Here is a 17,114-nt window from a genome sequence, read left to right as displayed (position 1 = left end):
CGTGAGGCCGGGCGGGCCATGTCGGCGAGGGAGTGACCGGAACGCGGGGCGATCCGCGGAAAAAGCGGTGTTATGCGGGTGATCTTCCCGGTACGGTGTCACGCATGGCGACCAAGCTGAACCAGATCCTCGCCGTGGAGAAGGGCGTCAAGTCCGACACCCAGCGCAAGGTGACCGACGCTTACCACACGATCCAGAAGAACGCCCTGCTGTCGGGCATCTCGCGGACCTACCAGCCCATCGACGACGAGGGCGAGCGGCTGCCCCCGGAGTCGACCCGGGTCCAGGTGCAGGGCGAGGACCTGCTCAAGCAGGTCGGCGCCGCGCTCACCCGGCTGTTCGACGTCACCGCCACCAAGGACTGGGCCAACTGCTCGGCGCGGGCCGACGTGAAGGTCGACGGTTCCACCCTCCTGGAGGACGTGCCCGTCACCTATCTTCTGTTCCTGGAGAAGCAACTGGTCGACCTGCACACCTTCATCGCCAAGCTGCCCGTCCTGGACGCCGCCGAGGCCTGGACGCTGGACCAGTCGACCGACTGCTGGCGGACCGAGCCGGTCAAGACGACCCGGACCAAGAAGGTGCCCCGTAACCACGTCAAGGCGGAGGCCACCGACAAGCACCCCGCCCAGGTCGAGGTCTACCACGAGGACATCGTCGTCGGCTTCTGGACCAAGGTCACCTTCTCCGGGGCCGTGCCGCAGAAGCGGGTCAACGAGCTCCTGGAGCGGGTCGGCAGGCTCCAGAACGCGGTGAAGTTCGCCCGGGAGGAGGCCAACGGCACCGAGATCACCTACCAGCGCGTCGGTGAGAAGGTGATGGGCTACCTGCTCGGGTAAGATCACAGGACTCCCCGTCGGAGCACGGGGATGCGCGAAAGCGCGAAAGCTGAAACTGAGACCGTCAGACTGACACGCGGCCACAGCGGGGGTTCGAATCCCTCCCCCGGCACCACCTGCCGGGGTGGCCCAACCGGTAGAGGCAGCCGCTCAAGCTCAGGCTCTCGCTCCAGATTCAGCATTCGCCGCCGGGCGCCGGATCGAACGGATACGGGCGACGATGGTCGAGTGCGGGTTCGAGTCCCGCTGGACGCTCCACGTGCGTCTATAACTTAACGGCAGAGTGCGACCTCATCATGAGTGACCCGGATCCTTAAACGTGCCGGTGCCGCGATATGGCGGCACTCCAGGCCCTCGGGGAATGGATACTTCCCCGGGGGCCGTCGCCTTCCCGCCGCCGCTCTCCCGCCGCGGTCCTCCGATCCGTCCCGTCCTGGACGGGGACGCCGTGGACGGCGCGGAGCGGGCCGGAGACGGCGCGGGGAGCCCGTGGACGGTGACGCGGGCCCGAGGTGGTCAGTCCTTCTTGCGCTGGCGGATCAGGCCCATGAACCCCGGGCTGGGCTTGAACCTCGCCGTCCAGGTCTCCGCGATCTCCAGCGGTTCCCCGGTCTGCGGGTTGCGCCCGCTCCGCGCGGGCCTGTGCACCATCTCGAAGGATCCGAACCCGGGAATCGCCACCTTGTCCTCGGCCGCCACGGCCGTCTGGATCGTCCCCAGGATCGCGTCGAGAGCCGCGGCCGTCTGCCTCCGGGTGAGCCCGGCCTCGGCGGCGGCCTTCTCGATCAGCTCGCGCTTGTTCATGGGAACAGTTAACGCCATCACCACCCGGTGAATCGAGCCCCGTTCTCCACTCGCCGCGCGGGTGTGACGTCTTCGCGGTGACCGGGTCCCCCGCGTGGCCGGCCGTCTTGCGCTCGCCGCGCGGGTGCCCGCCGTTTTCGGGCGGCGGGCACCCGGCCTCGTTCAGCGGTCGGGCTGGGCGGCCAGCCGTTCCGCCTCCGTGTGCAGTGCCTCGACGAGGATGAGCTCCAGAAGGAGGTCTTCGTCAACGAGGCCGATCAGAACATCCATCGAGCCTCCCTGACTACTCGACGCCCCAGGGGTCGCGGAAGTTGACACACGTACCGAACAAGACTCGGACATGATCGACTGTTGATCGTTCGCATACGTGGGGGCTCGCTAGGCGGGGACCAGTTCCGCCAGGTCGACGTGCTCTCCGACCTCGCGGATGCTCATGCAGTACGCCACCAGGACCCGCCGCCCGTCGATCCGGCGGGTGACCAGCAGACAGGGGCCGTCGTGGACCACGATCGCCTCAACCTCGATGCCCTGGGGGCTTCGCCAGATACCCATGAGCCCGAGGCTACGGAGAACCGGGTAAGGGCGGGGTAACCAAACGGGCATATCGTGATACACGGCGTGGAGGCTGTGGATCTATATGTATGCCCTCTGATGATTAACCTGGTGGCTTTGGGTAGCAGGACGCTGGAATTACCGTCATCAGGGAGAAAACACCATGGCTTTGCCCAAGCTCACCCCCGAACAGCGTCAGGCCGCCCTGGTCAAGGCCGCCGAGACCCGTACAGCTCGCGCCAAGCTTCTCGCCGAGGTCAAGACCGGCGCGCTCAGCCTGGAGCAACTGCTTGGCCGTGAGGACGACATCGCCAGGCGCATCAAGGTCTCGCAGGCTCTGCGGGCCCTGCCCGGAGTCGGGACCGTCAAGGCCGCGCAGCTGATGGCGCAGGCCGACGTGGACGAGGCGCGCCGTCTGGGAGGCCTCGGTACCCAGCAGCGCCGCAAGCTCATCGAGGCCGTCGGCCGCTGAGATGCCGCCCGCCGTCCGCCGCCCGCGTCCCCGGGGGAGAGGCTCCCGGGGACGCGGGCCGTGGGGGACCCGCGGGGAACGGTGCGGGAGGGGCCGCCGTGGCCGGTGCGCGGAGCGCGAGGCACGGAGGGGCCGGGGGAACGGGGAGGCCCCGCCGTACGGACTCGGGGGAGACCCGCGCGGCGGGGCCTGTCGACCTGGTCGTCGGGCTCGTCCGGGGGGAACCGTCCCATGCCCTGGGAGCGTCCGGTCGAGCCCGGTCCGGAGAGTCAGTGAGCCTCTGCGAACTGCTGCTCCTCCGTCGAGCCCTTCAGGGCCGTGGTGGAGGAGTCCGGCGCGATGGCCGTGCTGACCAGGTCGAAGTATCCGGTGCCGACCTCGCGCTGGTGGCGGGTGGCGGTGTAGCCGCGCGCCTCGGAGGCGAACTCGGCCTCCTGGAGCTCGACGTAGGAGGTCATGCCGTCCTCGGCGTAGCCGCGGGCGAGGTCGAACATCGAGTGGTTCAGTGAGTGGAAGCCCGCCAGCGTGATGAACTGGAACTTGTAGCCCATGTGGCCGAGCTCGCGCTGGAACTTGGCGATGGTGGAGTCGTCCAGGTGCTTCTTCCAGTTGAACGAGGGCGAGCAGTTGTAGGACAGCATCTGGTCGGGGTACTCGGCCTTGACGGCCTCGGCGAACTCGCGGGCCACGTCCAGGTCCGGGGTGGAGGTCTCCATCCAGAGCAGGTCGGAGTGGGGCGCGTAGGCCAGGCCGCGGGCGATGCAGGCGTCCACGCCGTTGCGGACCCGGTAGAAGCCCTCCGCGGTACGGTCGCCGGTGGTGAACGCCTGGTCGCGGGGGTCGACGTCGGTGGTCAGCAGGGTCGCGGCCTGGGCGTCGGTCCGCGCGATGACCAGGGTCGGCACGCCCAGCACGTCCGCGGCGAGGCGGGCGGCGCTGAGGGTCTTGATGTGCTGGCCGGTGGGGATGAGCACCTTGCCGCCCAGGTGGCCGCACTTCTTCTCCGAGGCGAGCTGGTCCTCCCAGTGCACCCCGGCGGCGCCCGCGGCGATCATGCCCTTCATCAGCTCGAAGGCGTTCAGCACGCCGCCGAAGCCGGCCTCGGCGTCGGCCACGATCGGCGCCAGCCAGTGCGGCGCGTCCCGGTCGCCCTCCGACCAGGTGATCTGGTCGGCGCGCAGCAGCGCGTTGTTGATGCGCCGCACGACGGCCGGGACCGAGTTGGCCGGGTAGAGGCTCTGGTCGGGGTAGGTCTGGCCGCCGAGGTTGGCGTCGGCGGCGACCTGCCAGCCGGACAGGTAGATGGCCTTGAGCCCGGCCTTGACCTGCTGCACGGCCTGGTTGCCGGTCAGCGCGCCCAGGGCGTGCACGTAGTCCTCGGTGTTGAGCAGGTCCCACAGCCGCTCGGCGCCGAGCCGGGCGAGGGTGTGCTCCTCCTGGACGGAGCCCCGGAGCCGGACCACGTCCTCGGCCGTGTAGGTCCGCGTCGTCCCCTTCCAGCGGGGGTTGGTCTCCCACTCGCGCCGCAGCTCGTCTGCGGCTCCCTTGAGGCGATCATTCATGATGCGACTCCTTTTCGTCCCCTGGGTGCCTAGTTCGAGTGTGTGCCTCGACGAAACGGTCAAACAAGGTCGACTCGGACGAAAGAATGGAGATTATTCTCCTGAGATCAATACTCACCGGTATTTGGAGGGGAAGAAGTTAATAGTTTTCTCTATGGACTAGACCAATTCTTGTGCCGGGATCAGGTGTTCGCGGGCCGGCACCGAGGTAGGCACCGGTTTCCGGGGTGGCGGAGGTCCGCGGCGGGCCGGCGCGGTGATCGCCACCGGTGGATCGGTACCCCCCGCGCGGGCGCGCCCGGCGGGCTCCGGCGGCGGGCGCGACGGACGCTCGGGGGCGAGTGCGGCGGGCGCTCGGGGGCGGGTGCGGCGACATCCGCCCGAACGGCCCGCGGGGAGATGAAATTTCCTCGGAAATTTCGTTTAGCATCGGGTCATGGCATCTTTGGTGGGTGAAGAACCGCTTTCCTTGACGCAGGAGCTCGATCTCATCGCGTTCGGCCAGCGGTTGAGACACCTGCGCAAGCAGCGCGGCCTCACCCTTTCCGACCTGGGCGAACGCGTGAACCGCGCGCCCAGCCAGCTCTCCCTGCTGGAGAACGGCAAGCGCGAGCCGAAGCTGTCGCTGCTGAAGTCCCTGGCCGCCGCGCTCAACGTGCCGATCGAGGAACTGCTGCGCAGGCAGGCCCCCAACCGGCGGGCCCAGCTGGAGATGGCCTTGGAGGAGGCGCAGCGCGACCCCCTGTACGCCGGGCTCGGCCTGGCCAGGCTGAAACTCTCCGCGCGCGTCCCCAACGACGTGCTCGAACACATCCTCGGCCTCTACGGTGAGCTGCGCTCACGTCAGGCCAGGGGGACCGCCACCCCCGAGGAGGCCCGCGCCGCCAACGCCGAGCTGCGCCGCAAGCAGCGTGAGCAGGGCAACTACTTCGCCGAGATCGAGCAGGCCGCCGCCGAGGCGCTCGCCGCGGTCGGCTACCGCTCGGGCGCGCTGTCGCAGAGCACGGTCCAGGCGCTGGTCGGCCACTTCGGCTACACCGTCCAGACGGTCCAGGACCTGCCGCGCACCGTGCGCTCCATCTCCGACCTGCGCAACCGGCGCATCTACGTCAAGCACGAGCAGGTCGGCATGCACACCCCGCGCACGATCCTGCTGCAGACCCTCGGCCACCTCTCCCTCGGCCACCACCGGCCCCGCGACTTCGCCGACTTCCTGCGCCAGCGGACCGAGGCCAACTACTTCGCCGCCGCCGTCCTGGTGCCCGAGGCCGCCGCCGTGCCGTACCTGCGGGAGGCCAAGAAGGACCGCGCGCTGAGCGTGGAGGACCTGCGCGACGTGTTCGCCGTCTCCTACGAGATGGCCGCGCACCGCTTCACCAACCTGGCCACCCATTTTTTGGACCTGGTCTGCCACTTCGTCCGCAACAACGCCGACGGGATCATCTACAAGGCGTACGAGAACGACGGCATCGTCTTCCCCGCCGACGAGCAGGGCGCGATCGAGGGCCAGCGCATGTGCCTGCAGTGGTCGGGGCGCCAGGTCTTCCTGTCACCCGACCGCTTCTCCGTCCACTACCAGTACTCCGACTCGCCCACCGGCACCTACTTCTGCCTCGCCCACGTCGACATCTCGCGTGAGCGCGACTTCGCCATCACCCTGGGCGTCCCCTACCGGGAGTCGCGCTGGTTCCGCGGCCGGGAGGTCACCACCCGCACCAAGTCCGGCTGCCCCACCGGCGACTGCTGCCGCCGCCCGCCCGCCGAGCTGACCCAGCGCTGGGAGGGGTACGCCTGGCCCTCGGCCCGCGGCAACTCCCACATCCTGGCCGCGCTGCCGCCCGGGTCCTTCCCCGGGGTCGACGAGGCCGACGTCTACACCTTCCTGGAGCGCCACGCCGCGGGCTGAACGCGCGGTCCCCCGGGCCTCACTCGGCGGGCGGGGCCGTCCGGCGCAGCGTCAGGGACGGGTGGCCGTGGAACTGGTAGGCGCCCGCGCTGTCGGGGGCCTGCCCGCGCATGGACCGCAGCACCTCGGCCGGCGGCTCACCGGCGAAGCAGCGCCGGTAGAACTCCGGCGCCGGCCCGCCACCGGTGGACCAGAGCGGGGCGACGACCCCGCTCGCGCCCGCGAGCAGGAACGCCCGGGCGTCCCCCGGCTCCTCCAGGAAGACGAACGGGCTCCCGGCCAGATCGTGACCCAGCACCTCGGACGCGGCCCCGCCGTCGGTGAAGTGGACGACCTCGGGACCCTGGCCGAGCACGCCCAGGACGTCGCCGAGCGCGGGGGAGACCTGCGTGGCGCCGTACTCCGTCACCAGCGGATGCGCCCGCTCCTCGCCGTACACCACCGCGACGCGGTCGGCGGCGCGCGCGTCCGAGGGAGGGGGCAGCTCGGGGCGCCGCCCGCCGAGGGGCCAGCGGCCGGTCACCGTCTGGCAGTTCAGGTAACCGGGGAGCGAGGGATCGTAGGGATGCTCCAGCACGGCCAGCTCCCAGGGGACGTGCGGCTCCTGGGAGAGGATCAGCACGCTCGGGCGGCGCGGCGCCACCCGGCCGGCCACCGCGTTCAGCAACTCCCAGAAACCCCACGGCACGCGCGAGCCGACCTCCCGCCCCAGCTCCTCGGAGAGACGGCCCCGCCCGGTCAGCCGCCCGCCGAACTCCGAGGCCCGCGTGCCGAGGTCGCACAGCTCGGCCCGGTCGGGGGTGACGAAGTGCGGCGACTGGTAGGTCCACCACAGCCGTCCCGGCCTGTCGCCGTGCACGATGATCGCGGTGACGTCCGCGGGCTCGCCCATCAGGGCCGGGCGGATGCGGGTACCCGAGACCGGCTCCAGCGCCTCGTGCCCGCTCAGGCTGCCGGGCGAGCCGTGGACCGTGATCGCGCGCAGGCCGAACCCGATCACCTGGCCGCGTACCGCGTAGGTCGCCTGGATCTGCCGGGAGAACTCCGGCTCCTCCTGGGCGAGGGCGATCAGGTTGACCGCGGCGCGCGGGTAGGGTGCCGTCTCGTCGGCGCGCAGCCGCACCCGCCACCCGCCGGGCGCGTCGAAGCCCTCGGCGACGATCTGGATGTCCAGGTCGAGCGGCTCGCGCGGTCTCGCGGTGCCGTCCTGCCCCTGGCCGGGGGCGACGCCGATCGCCACCTCGGCACCCCAGCCCGCGACCGCCTCGGCGGGGGACTCGATCAGCGGGATCCCCTTCCACTCGGACCCCGGCGCCACGGCGGGCGTCTCCTTGCGCCGCCTGCGGAAGGCGCCGGTCAGCCGGTCGAGGACCGAGGGCCCCCGCGCTTCGGTGGGAGCCGGTGCCACGGCGGGCGGTTCGGCCGGTGCCGGCGGGGCCGGCGACGGTGAGCCCTGGGGGGCCTGTGGTTCCCGGGACGGCGACGGCTCCTGGAACGACGGCTCCTGCGACGGCGGCGGCTGAGGGAACGACGGTTCCTGCGACGACGGTCCCTGCGACAACCACGGCGACGGCGAGGACGACGGGAACGGCGGGGACTGAGGGGACGCGGGGGGCGCGGGGTCCGACAGCTGGTCGGGGCGCAGCCAGTCGGCGCTCATGGCGCCGGTGGACGGCATGTCGCCGTACCCGTTGTCGCGCTCGGTGTCGTGCGGGTCCCCGCCCCGGTCCCGCGGTGCCCGCCCGGGACCCGGCGCCGGATGCCCCTGCCCCTCCGCGCCGGGGAGCGTCCACTCCGGGGTGTAGGCGGCGGTCTGCGGAGCGTCGGCCGGATCCCGGCCGGAGGGGTCGGTACCGGCCGGCGGCGCCGCGCCCCACGAGGGCGGCGTGGGACCCGCGCCGCCCGGCGACGGAGGGCTGAGGCTGCTCCCGCCGCCCCCGTGCGAGCCGGGCCCGGCGCCCGCTCCCTGGGAGAGCAGGGGAAGCACCTGCTCGGCGGTGATGCCCCGGTCCAGGCTCAGCAGCGTGGTGAGCCGCTCCCAGGCGGGGCCGTACTCGGCGATGAGCATGATGACGGCGTCGGCCAGCTGCCCGGGAGGCCGGCTGCCCGCCTCGGCGAGCAGCGGATCCAGCCGGTCGCGAAGCTCGCCGGAGGCGCCGCCCATCAAGCTGTCGAGCTCGTCGCGGACGCCGCGCGCCGCCCGCATCACGGCTACCGGGTTCATGCCGTCCCCCCTCGTTCCGGACTGGACTGATCTTCCCACCTGCGCGATGGGGACGGGAGCCGGTAGGTGTGCGGAATCGGCGCCACATAGGGTGATACCCCTAACCACCGAGGTGATGGAAAGGACGGGTCGTGCTGCCTGAGGTCGAGGCGTGGCTACGCGGGCGCACCTCATCCTCGGCCGACTGGGCGCTGCCGGAGCTGCTGAGGGCCAAGGGGGAGACGACGATCAGCGTCGTGCTGCCCGCCCGCGACGAGGAGGAGACGGTCGGGGAGATCGTCGCCGCGATCCGCCGCGATCTCATGGAGGCCGTGCCGCTCGTCGACGAGCTCGTGGTCATCGACTCCCGCTCCGTCGACGACACCGCCGCGCGCGCCGCGCGGGCCGGGGCGACGGTGATCGCCCAGGACGAGGTCCTGCCCGATCTCAAACCGCTGGACGGCAAGGGTGAGGCGCTCTGGAAATCCCTCGCCGCGACCTGCGGCGACCTGCTGGTCTTCGTCGACGCCGACCTGCGCGAGTTCCGCACGTCCTTCGTGACCGGGCTGCTCGGCCCGCTGCTCGCCGACCCGGCGGTGGTCTACGTCAAAGGCTGCTACGACCGGCCCCTGCGCAACGTGCAGAGCGGCGGCGGGCGGGTCACCGAGCTGGTCGCGCGCCCCCTGCTCAACCTGCACTGGCCGCGGCTGGCCGGGTTCGTGCAACCCCTCGCGGGAGAGTACGCCGGGCGCAGATCCGTGCTGGAGAGCGTCCCGTTCGTCACCGGCTACGGGGTGGAACTCGCCCTGCTGATCGACCTGCTCGACCTCGCCGGTCTCGACGCCCTGGCCCAGGTCGACCTGGGCCGCCGGGTGCACTCCCACCAGTCGACGGAGGCGCTCGGCGGGATGGCCGCCCAGATCCTGCAGACCTCGTGGTCACGCCTGGAACGCCAGAACATGATGGTCTCCCTGCACCGGCCCTCTCCCCGCCTCGCCCAGTTCCGCCGGGGCGCGGACGGCCACCAGGTGAGCGTCCGGGACGTCGCCGTCGCCGAACGCCCCCCGATGGTCACGATCCCGGCCTACCGCGCCGATCGCCCCGTCCGCTGACCGCGCCGTACGGCCGGGTGACCACGCCGCACGGCCGCGATCCCGGCGGCGAGAACGGCGAGAACGGCGAGAACATGGCGTGGCGGTGAGAATCGCGTCACGGGCCCCAAGCCGGTTTGATCTTCCTTCGGCGCCGGGCCGCATCGCGCGGATCGTGGCGTCGGCGCCGCGCAGCGCAGATGAGCACGCGCACGGTGGTCACGGTGAACACGGTGAACACGGTGAACACGGCGGACGGTGAGCCGGACATCGCCGGCGGGCCCACGCTGAAGATCGATTGCTCGGCCCGAAACCATCAGGCTACGCTGCCCCATTGTGCAGGAAACGCGCCTCGACATCGCTCGGATCCAGGCGGCTCGCCGGATCATCGACCCGATCTTTCTCGACACACCGCTGTATCGCTGCGAGGCGCTGGAGCCCGGCCTCGGGTGCACGGTGAGCATCAAGCTCGAAACCGCGAACCCGGTCCGCAGCTTCAAGGCCCGCGGCACCGAGCTGGTCGCGAGCCTCCTCGCCGGCGAGGGTTCGCGAGCCGTGGTGTGCGCCAGCGCGGGCAACCTGGGCCAAGCCCTGGCCTGGTCCGGTCGCGGCCGGGGGCTCGACGTCATCGTCGTGGCGTCCCGGCACGCGCCGGCGGCCAAGCTCGATCGCATCCGCGCGCTGGGCGCCAGGCTGGAGCTGGTAGACGGCGACTTCGACATGGCTCGCGACCGGGCGGCGGCCATCGCGCGGCACGACGGCATCCGGCTGGTCGAGGACAGCCTGGACATCGAGACCTGCGAGGGCGCGGCGACCATCGGCCTGGAGCTGGCGGACACCCGGGACGACGCCGTGCCGTCGTTCGACGCCGTCCTCATCGCTCTCGGCGGCGGGGCGATGGCCACCGGTGTCGGTCATGTGATCAAGGCCCTGGCGCCCGGCGTCGAGGTGATCTGCGTCCAGCCGCTGGGCGCGCCGGCGATGACCCACTCGTGGCGGCGGCGGCGCGTCGTCACCACCGACTCGACCGACACCATCGCCGACGGCGTCGCCGGTCGGCGACCCATCCCGGCCGTCCTGGACGACCTCCTCCTGGTCGCCGACGACGCCGTCCTGGTCCAGGAGGCGTCGATCATCGCCGGGATGCGGATGCTCCTCGACCACGCCGGCCTCGTCGTCGAACCGTCGGCCGCGCTCGGCGTCGCGGCCGTCCTCGAAGACCGTGACCGCTTCGCCGGCCGCCACGTGGTCACCATCGTGTGCGGCAGCAACGTCGACATGAACGCCTATCACCGCTGGATCGGCGCGGCTCCCGCCCACGAATCATGACCGTGGGACAGGTGCCCCGGGCCGGTGCTCCACGCCGGCGCTTCAGGCCTGGAGCGCGGCGGTCAGGAGGCCAGCAGTGACGCGTAGCGCTCCAGGTCGACGTTGCCCCCGCTGACGATCACGCCGACCCGCTTGCCGCGCAGCTCGGCGGCGAGGTTGCGGACGGCGGCCAGGCCGAGGCAGCCGGTGGGCTCGACGACGATCTTCATGACGGATCCGAAGAGCCTCAGGGCGTCGACGAGTTCGGCGTCGGTGGCGGTGACGATGTCGTCGACCTCCCGGCGGATGATCTCGAAGGGATAGGCACCGAGGTGCTGGGTCTGCGCGCCGTCGGCGATGGTCTTCGGCGTGTCGATGTGGACGATGGAGCCCTCGCGCAGCGACCGCCGCCCGTCGTCGCCCGCTTCCGGCTCGACACCGTACAGCGCGCAGCCGGGCGACAGTGCCCGGGCCGACAGCGCCGTACCGGAGAGCAGGCCGCCCCCGCCCAGGGGGACGAAGAGCGCGTCGAGGTCGCCGACCTCGTCGAACAGCTCCTTGGCGGCGGTGCCCTGACCGGCGATCACGTGGGGGTGGTCGTACGGCGGTATCAGCGTGAGGCCGCGGTCGGCGGCCAGCGCGCGGCCGATCTCCTCGCGGTCCTCGGTGTAGCGGTCGTAGCGGACGACCTGCCCGCCGTACCCCTCGGTGGCGGACACCTTCGAGGCCGGCGCGTCGTGCGGCATGACGATCGTGGCCGGGATGCCGAGCAGCCGGGCGGCGAGGGCGATCGCCTGGGCGTGGTTGCCCGAGGAGTAGGTGACCACCCCCGAGCGTCGCTGCTCGGGGGTGAACCGCGACAGCGCGTTGAACGCGCCGCGGAACTTGAAGGCGCCCATCCGCTGGAAGTTCTCGCACTTGAACACCACGTCGGCGCCGACGCTCTCGTTGATGCGGCGCGAGCGCAGCACGGGGGTGCGGTGGGCCTGCGGCGCGATGTGGGCGGCGGCGCTCAGGACGTCGTCATAGGTCGGTGACGCCGGTGACGGGGACATCGGCTACCTCTTCTTCTCGGTCGGCACGGCTACGGAATCGAAGCCTGCCATCCCCGCCGGACAGCCGGTGTACCGGGCGGTGTCATGGAATCGGCTCGGACATGGCGCGCCGTCCGGTCTAGCATCGGGTCGTCCGGTGTGACAGGCAGGCGGACTCACTGTCCGGACAGTTCCGGAAAGTGACAGCGAAGCGGTGCGATTCTCTGTGCAGGTGGTGTTGTTGTGGCAGTCGGTACGATTCTTCGTTTCGATGAGGTGCGCGGGTACGGTTTCATCGCCGCCGTCGGCGGGGGCGAGGATGTGTTCTTCCACGCCAATGACTTCGGTGAGAGCAGGCACGCCGTCCAGCCCGGTCTGCGGGTGGAGTACGAGGTCATGGAGGGCGAGCGCGGCCTGAAGGTCTCGACCGTCACCCTTTTGGACCCGCCGCCGGTCCGGCGGCCGGTCGCGGCGGCGTCCCCGGTCGCCGCCGCCCCGCAGCAGCTCGGTGACGACGACGGTGTGTGCGACGTGTTGTCGGCGAAGTCCTTCAGCGGTGCGGTGACCGAGCTGCTCATCGAGTACGCGCCCACGCTGACGGGCGCGCAGATCGGGCAGGTCAGGCATCGTTTCCTGGCGTTCGCCCGGTCCCACGGCTGGGTCGACGACTGAGGCCGGCCGGCGCGTCCCCCGGGGGCCCGGATCGCGGTGGGCGCGATCCGGGTTCTGCCCGCCGCTATCGATGGTGGCTCCGGCGACGTGCCCGTCGGCGTACCGGCGCGACTGGTTCGGAGTGACGGCGCGGTCCCACTCGAAGCCGCCGCGCGTCGCGGAACGGGTGCGGGACGGCGTGGCTCACAGTCCCTGACGCTCTTTGGTTGGATGCGCACCCAAGTTCTGTTCATATGGGACAAAAGCGGCTACTCTCGACGGGAATTGACCTTGAGCGGTCGGAATCGCCCGCGGTTTCCAGGGCCAGTGGGCCTTCCCGGTGGAGAGCAGAGGTGGCGATGGCGCGCTGGTTGGGCCAGCTGCTCGTGCTGGCCGTCGTGGCCGGCGTCGCGCTGACCGCCCTCGCGACGCCCGCGTCCGCGCACGGCCAGCTCGCGATGTCGACGCCGGCCAAGGACAGCACGGTGACCGAGCCGATGGAGTCGCTCGCGCTCTACTTCACCGAGAAGCCCGCCCCGAACGCGTACTTCACCGTCACCACCCCCAGCGGTGCCCGCGTCGACGAGCCGTGGTCGCACGGGCAGCCCAAGCGCCTCGACGAGCCGGTCACCGAGTACAACCTCGTGGACGGCACCTGGCAGCCGAACCTCTACCACACCGGGTTCCCGGCGATGGTCCCGGTCGCGTACTGGCCGGAGCAGGGCCTGTACGTCGCCCGTTACATGTCGGTCGCCTCGGACGGCGAGAAGGTCACCGGAGAGGTCAAGTTCACCTACAAGGGCAAGATGTCGGAACCGCCCAAGGGCTGGAAGGCCCCCACGAACGAGCCCGACCCCGCTCTGCTCAACCCGGCGCAACCCAGCGCCGCCGCGCCGTCGGCCGGAGCGGCCGCCCCCGCCACCCCTCAGACCACGCCGCAGGCGGCGGCTTCGAACGCGCCCCAGGCCGCCTCGGGCTTCGACCTGTCGGTGTGGCTGCTGCCCGCCGTCCTCGTCGTCGGAGTGGGGTTCATGGTGGTCCGGGCGGCGCGGCGGCCGTCGCCCCGCGGCGCGGAGGTCCGGCGGCGTCCCACCGGGCCGCCCGCGCGAACGCCTCCTGGCCGGCCCGCGACCGCGTCGCGCAAGGCGGCCAAGAGCGCCAAGGCGGCCAAGAGCGCCGAGGCCGCCAAGGGCGCCAAGGCGGTCAAGAGCGCCAAGCGACGCTGACCGGCCCGTTCTCGGCACCGCCGTCCCCGCCACCGTGCCGGCTCGCCGCCTCCGCGCCGGCCTGACACCCCCACCCCCCAGGAGAACAGCCATGACGTCACCCCTTGCCCGCCGCCGCCCGCTGCTCGCCGCGCTCATGCTCGGCGTGGCCCTGCTGATCGCCCTGCCGATGGCCACGGCCTGCGGCTCGCCCAGCGCGGCCCCCGGCGCCTCGACGGTCAAGGAGATCGCGGTGACCATCGCCGGACGGCAGGTGACGCCCCCGCCCGGACGGATCGACGTGGCCAAGGGCCAGACGGTACGGATCACGGTGACCGGCGACGCGGCCGACGAGGCGCACGTCCACGGCTACGACAAGGCGGCGGACCTGCAGCCGGGCGTCCCCGCGACGATCGAGTTCGTCGCCGACCGGGACGGGCTGTTCGAGGTCGAGACCCACGACTCGAAGCTGCAGCTCTTCCAGCTCGTGGTGCGCTAGGCCGGCGTGATGTTCCTGGCTCACGGCATCGGCGGTCGCCAGGACCTGCCGATCCCGTTCTCGGCGGCGCTGACCGGCGCGATCCTCGCCCTGCTGGTGTCGTTCGTGGCACTGGGCGCCCTGTGGACCGAGCCGCGGCTGGGCGGTGACCTGCGCCGTCCCCGCCCGCTGGCCTCCGTTGTCCAGGGGGTGGTGTCCGCGCGGGCGTGGCCGTGGTTCTGGCGTGCCGCCGGGCTCGTCGCCGCGGCGTACTTCTGCGTGGGCCTGCTCTTCGGCCCGGACCGGGTCGAGAACCCCACGGCGGGGGTGTTCTACGTCCTGTTCTGGGTCGGCCTGGTGCCGCTCTCGCTGCTGTTCGGGCCGGTGTGGCCGGTCCTCAACCCGCTGCGGACGCTGCACCTGCTGGCCTGCCGGGGGCTCGGACGCGACCCCGCCACCGGGCTGCGCCCGCTGCCGGGCGGGCTGGGCTACTGGCCCGCCGCCGGTGGTCTCCTCGCCTTCGTCTGGCTGGAACTCGTCGCCCCCGAGCGGGCCACCCTGCCCGTCATCGGGGCCTGGCTCGCCGTGTACGTCGTGTTCATGCTCGGGGGAGCGGTGCTCTTCGGGTCGCGCTGGTTCGACCACGCGGACGCGTTCGAGGTCTACAGCACCCTCGTCGGCCGGCTCGCCCCGGTGGTGAGAGGTCCCGACGGCGTCGTGACCTGGCGCAACTCGCTGGACGGCATGGCCGGGCTCCGGCCGGTGCCGGGGCTGACGGTGCTGGTGGTGGTGCTCCTCGGCTCCACCATGTACGACAGTCTCTCCAACGCCCCGGTCTGGGTGCGCTTCGTGCAGGAGAGTTCGGTGCCGGCTCCGGTCATGGGGACGGTGGGCCTGCTCACCGTCATCGGCCTGGTGCTCGCGGCGTACCGCGGCGCGACCTCGCTGGCCGGCCGGTGGGGCGCGGCGGAGCCGGGTACGACGGCGGGCGAGCTCGCCCACGCGGTGGTCCCGATCGCCGTCGGGTACGTGGTCGCCCACTACTACACGCTTCTCCTCCTCGAAGGCCAGCGGACCCTCGCCCTGCTCTCCGACCCGCTGGTCACCGGCGCCGACTGGCTGGGCACCGCGGGGTGGACCGTGCAGGCGGCGGGTACCTCCCCCGCCGGGATCGCCATGCTCCAGGTGACGGTCATCGTCGTCGGTCACGTGCTCGGCACCGTGCTCGCCCACGACCGCGCGCTGGCCCTGTTCCCGCGGCGGACCGCCGTCATCGGGCAGATCCCGCTCCTCGTCCTGATGGTGGTCTACACGGTGGTGGGCCTGCTTCTCCTCTTCGCGGGCTGACCGGCCCTGCCACCGGACCGGCCCGGCCGACCGGACCCGCCTGGCTAGCGGACCCGCCCGGCGGGGGCGGGGGCCGGGGTCGGGGTGGGGGCGGCGGTCATCAGGGTCAGCCGGTAGGTCCTGAGGATCTCGCGGATCGGCTGGAAGTAGGTGACGCCACCCGTGCCGTCCGTGGCGCAGCCGCCCGAACCGCCGGAGGTGACCCCCTGGGCCTGGTCGATCGAGACGAGGGCGCCGCCGGAGTCGCCGTTCTCCGAGCAGACGCTGGTACGGGTCATCTCGAAGAGTTTCCCCGTGGGGTACACGGCACTGACGTCGCGTTGCAGGACGAGGCCGCAGTGCCATCCGGTCGTCGAGCCCGACCGGCAGACCGAGGCGCCTTCGATGGCCGCCGTGGCGCCGGCGACGGGCACGGCGGCTCCCGCGCCACCGCTGCTCACCTCCGCCGTGGGCGCCCAGCGGTCGTTCACCGCGACCCACGCGAAGTCGCTGACCGGGAAGGTCGAGTCCTGGAAGGTGCCCTGGGCGATCCGGTTGAAGCCGGTGGTGAGGTCGCCCTTCCTGCCGCAGTGACCGGCGGTGACGAACCCTCTCCGGGTCCCGCGGGTCACCGGGAAGCCGACGGAGCAGCGGTTCTCCCCGACGTAGTAGGCGTCGCCCCCCTTGAGGCCGTACGGGGGACGCTCCGCGAGGTGCAGGGGACGCGGGTCCTCCCGGGAGAACAGCACGACCACCAGGTCCGTGTCCACCCCGATGGACCTGAGGATGTCCCGGGTCGCCGAGGTGTGCCTGGACAGGATGACGACCTTGTTGCTCCGCACGTCGACGTACCGGACGCTTCCTCCGATCGGGTGGGCGGGCAGGGCCTCGTCGAGTCTCCGCTTGACCGCCGTGAGCGTCGCCAGCGACGCGCGGACGACCTCGGCCCTGGCGCCCGCGGAGACGATCCTCGGAATGTCGGCGGCGCTGGTGGTGGCGACCACGAGGGTCTGCGCCAGGGTTCCCGTGAACCAGGAGCCGCCGAAACGGCCGCCGAGCTCCTCGCGCAGCCGAGCCTCGACCGGTGCCAGCCGGATCTCGTTGAGCAGCCGGGTCTCGGCCTGCCTCCTGGTGAGACCGAGGTCGCGCTGGAGCGCCTCGATGACGCCCGGCGGCAGGTTGATCGCGCGGGGAGGGCTCGCCGCCGTCTGAGGCGGGGCCACCGGGGTGAGGACCGTCGGGGCGAAGGCCGTCGGGGTGGGGGCCGGGGTGAGTGCGGGGCCCGAGGCCCGGGGCGTGGTGACGGCGGGAGAAGGTCTCAGAGCACGCGCAGGGACAGGGGCGGCGCCCGCCGCCCGGTGCGCGACGAGGGCCGGAAGGGCGGTCAGGGTGAGCGCGGTGATCGCCAGGACGCACCCCGTGGCGGCGATGTGGCTGCGGGACATGTGAGTCTCTCCTCGACCTCGGCTTTCGAAGCGTGAGGGGGGAGGTCATTCCGCGTCGCGGACCGGTCGCGCGACAGGGGCACCGCCACCCTAATCCAGCCGTCGCCGGTTCCGGCCGGTAAGGCCGGGCGCCACGCGGGACGGATGATCCCGGCCGGCGGACCGGTACGTCCGGGTCACGGCCGGCGACCGTGCTCCCCGCGCCCGCGGCGGCCGGCTCCGATCGGGCACTTCACCG

15 protein-coding genes are annotated in these 17,114 nt (G+C 71.9%); 9 read left to right on the top strand and 6 right to left on the bottom strand.

Annotation, left to right across the window (positions count from 1 at the left end):
• The first annotated feature begins 104 nt into the window (after positions 1-104).
• A complete protein-coding gene (locus ACTOQ1_RS31365) occupies positions 105-839 on the top strand; it encodes a DUF7873 family protein (RefSeq protein ID WP_440071575.1) in 735 nt (244 codons plus the stop codon).
• Between the two features lie 516 nt (positions 840-1,355).
• Here the strand turns inward: ACTOQ1_RS31365 and ACTOQ1_RS31360 are convergent.
• A complete protein-coding gene (locus tag ACTOQ1_RS31360; protein ID WP_344750228.1) occupies positions 1,356-1,643 on the bottom strand; it encodes an HU family DNA-binding protein in 288 nt (95 codons plus the stop codon).
• Between the two features lie 378 nt (positions 1,644-2,021).
• Entirely contained in the window at positions 2,022-2,195 is a 174-nt protein-coding gene (locus ACTOQ1_RS31355) for a hypothetical protein (protein WP_326640877.1), read from the bottom strand.
• 163 nt (positions 2,196-2,358) lie between these two features.
• Between ACTOQ1_RS31355 and mihF the strand changes: the two genes are divergently transcribed.
• A complete protein-coding gene (gene mihF / locus ACTOQ1_RS31350) occupies positions 2,359-2,667 on the top strand; it encodes an integration host factor, actinobacterial type (protein WP_440071574.1) in 309 nt (102 codons plus the stop codon).
• 269 nt (positions 2,668-2,936) lie between these two features.
• Here mihF and aceA read toward each other — a convergent pair whose 3' ends face one another.
• Entirely contained in the window at positions 2,937-4,229 is a 1,293-nt protein-coding gene (aceA, locus tag ACTOQ1_RS31345) for an isocitrate lyase (RefSeq protein WP_440071573.1), read from the bottom strand.
• Positions 4,230-4,665: 436 nt separating this feature from the next.
• Here aceA and ACTOQ1_RS31340 point away from each other — a divergent pair, with 436 nt between their 5' ends.
• Positions 4,666-6,135 carry a helix-turn-helix domain-containing protein gene (locus ACTOQ1_RS31340; RefSeq protein ID WP_440071572.1) on the top strand — a complete coding sequence of 490 codons (1,470 nt, stop codon included), beginning with the start codon at positions 4,666-4,668 and terminating at the stop codon, positions 6,133-6,135.
• Positions 6,136-6,154: 19 nt separating this feature from the next.
• On the opposite strand, the gene ACTOQ1_RS31335 is transcribed toward ACTOQ1_RS31340, so the two are convergent.
• Positions 6,155-8,359 carry a hypothetical protein gene (locus ACTOQ1_RS31335; protein ID WP_440071571.1) on the bottom strand — a complete coding sequence of 735 codons (2,205 nt, stop codon included), beginning with the start codon at positions 8,357-8,359 and terminating at the stop codon, positions 6,155-6,157.
• 131 nt (positions 8,360-8,490) lie between these two features.
• Between ACTOQ1_RS31335 and ACTOQ1_RS31330 the strand changes: the two genes are divergently transcribed.
• Together ACTOQ1_RS31330 and ACTOQ1_RS31325 are read left to right on the top strand one after the other, a co-directional pair.
• Entirely contained in the window at positions 8,491-9,450 is a 960-nt protein-coding gene (locus ACTOQ1_RS31330; protein ID WP_440071570.1) for a glucosyl-3-phosphoglycerate synthase, read from the top strand.
• A 315-nt stretch (positions 9,451-9,765) separates the two neighbouring features.
• Positions 9,766-10,758 carry a threonine ammonia-lyase gene (locus ACTOQ1_RS31325; protein ID WP_440071569.1) on the top strand — a complete coding sequence of 331 codons (993 nt, stop codon included), beginning with the start codon at positions 9,766-9,768 and terminating at the stop codon, positions 10,756-10,758.
• A gap of 62 nt (positions 10,759-10,820) precedes the next feature.
• On the opposite strand, the gene ACTOQ1_RS31320 is transcribed toward ACTOQ1_RS31325, so the two are convergent.
• Entirely contained in the window at positions 10,821-11,792 is a 972-nt protein-coding gene (locus tag ACTOQ1_RS31320; protein WP_440071568.1) for a threo-3-hydroxy-L-aspartate ammonia-lyase, read from the bottom strand.
• Positions 11,793-12,014: 222 nt separating this feature from the next.
• On the opposite strand from ACTOQ1_RS31320, the gene ACTOQ1_RS31315 reads away from it, so the two are divergent.
• From ACTOQ1_RS31315 to ACTOQ1_RS31300, 4 genes are all read left to right on the top strand, one after another.
• Positions 12,015-12,443 (top strand): cold-shock protein, encoded by a 429-nt coding sequence (locus tag ACTOQ1_RS31315; RefSeq protein WP_440071567.1) that lies wholly within the window; start codon positions 12,015-12,017, stop codon positions 12,441-12,443.
• Between the two features lie 338 nt (positions 12,444-12,781).
• Positions 12,782-13,648, top strand: coding sequence for a copper resistance CopC family protein (locus ACTOQ1_RS31310; RefSeq protein ID WP_440071566.1), 867 nt, complete (start codon positions 12,782-12,784; stop codon positions 13,646-13,648).
• Positions 13,649-13,739: 91 nt separating this feature from the next.
• Positions 13,740-14,126 carry a hypothetical protein gene (locus tag ACTOQ1_RS31305; RefSeq protein WP_440071565.1) on the top strand — a complete coding sequence of 129 codons (387 nt, stop codon included), beginning with the start codon at positions 13,740-13,742 and terminating at the stop codon, positions 14,124-14,126.
• A 9-nt stretch (positions 14,127-14,135) separates the two neighbouring features.
• Positions 14,136-15,452, top strand: a complete 1,317-nt coding sequence (locus ACTOQ1_RS31300) for a hypothetical protein (protein WP_440071564.1) — start codon at positions 14,136-14,138, stop codon at positions 15,450-15,452.
• 44 nt (positions 15,453-15,496) lie between these two features.
• Here the strand turns inward: ACTOQ1_RS31300 and ACTOQ1_RS31295 are convergent, their stop codons facing one another.
• On the bottom strand, positions 15,497-16,876 hold the full coding sequence (locus ACTOQ1_RS31295) for a trypsin-like serine protease (RefSeq protein ID WP_440071563.1): 1,380 nt from the start codon (positions 16,874-16,876) through the stop codon (positions 15,497-15,499).
• Between the last annotated feature and the right edge of the window lie 238 nt (positions 16,877-17,114).

Origin of the sequence: Streptosporangium sp. OZ121 (assembly GCF_051918885.1) — a bacterium.
In the GTDB taxonomy this organism is placed as follows: Bacteria; Actinomycetota; Actinomycetes; order Streptosporangiales; family Streptosporangiaceae; genus Streptosporangium.
This window is presented reverse-complemented; position numbering and strand designations above follow the sequence as displayed.

Bases quoted from the DNA above. Each gene is read 5' to 3' on its own strand.
- ACTOQ1_RS31365 (WP_440071575.1), top strand. From the start codon at position 105: ATGGCGACCAAGCTGAACCAGATCCTCGCCGTGGAGAAGGGCGTCAAG.
- ACTOQ1_RS31360 (WP_344750228.1), bottom strand. From the start codon at position 1,643: ATGAACAAGCGCGAGCTGATCGAGAAGGCCGCCGCCGAGGCCGGGCTC.
- ACTOQ1_RS31355 (WP_326640877.1), bottom strand. From the start codon at position 2,195: ATGGGTATCTGGCGAAGCCCCCAGGGCATCGAGGTTGAGGCGATCGTG.
- mihF (WP_440071574.1), top strand. From the start codon at position 2,359: ATGGCTTTGCCCAAGCTCACCCCCGAACAGCGTCAGGCCGCCCTGGTC.
- aceA (WP_440071573.1), bottom strand. From the start codon at position 4,229: ATGAATGATCGCCTCAAGGGAGCCGCAGACGAGCTGCGGCGCGAGTGG.
- ACTOQ1_RS31340 (WP_440071572.1), top strand. From the start codon at position 4,666: ATGGCATCTTTGGTGGGTGAAGAACCGCTTTCCTTGACGCAGGAGCTC.
- ACTOQ1_RS31335 (WP_440071571.1), bottom strand. From the start codon at position 8,359: ATGAACCCGGTAGCCGTGATGCGGGCGGCGCGCGGCGTCCGCGACGAG.
- ACTOQ1_RS31320 (WP_440071568.1), bottom strand. From the start codon at position 11,792: ATGTCCCCGTCACCGGCGTCACCGACCTATGACGACGTCCTGAGCGCC.
- ACTOQ1_RS31310 (WP_440071566.1), top strand. From the start codon at position 12,782: ATGGCGCGCTGGTTGGGCCAGCTGCTCGTGCTGGCCGTCGTGGCCGGC.
- ACTOQ1_RS31305 (WP_440071565.1), top strand. From the start codon at position 13,740: ATGACGTCACCCCTTGCCCGCCGCCGCCCGCTGCTCGCCGCGCTCATG.
- ACTOQ1_RS31300 (WP_440071564.1), top strand. From the start codon at position 14,136: ATGTTCCTGGCTCACGGCATCGGCGGTCGCCAGGACCTGCCGATCCCG.
- ACTOQ1_RS31295 (WP_440071563.1), bottom strand. From the start codon at position 16,876: ATGTCCCGCAGCCACATCGCCGCCACGGGGTGCGTCCTGGCGATCACC.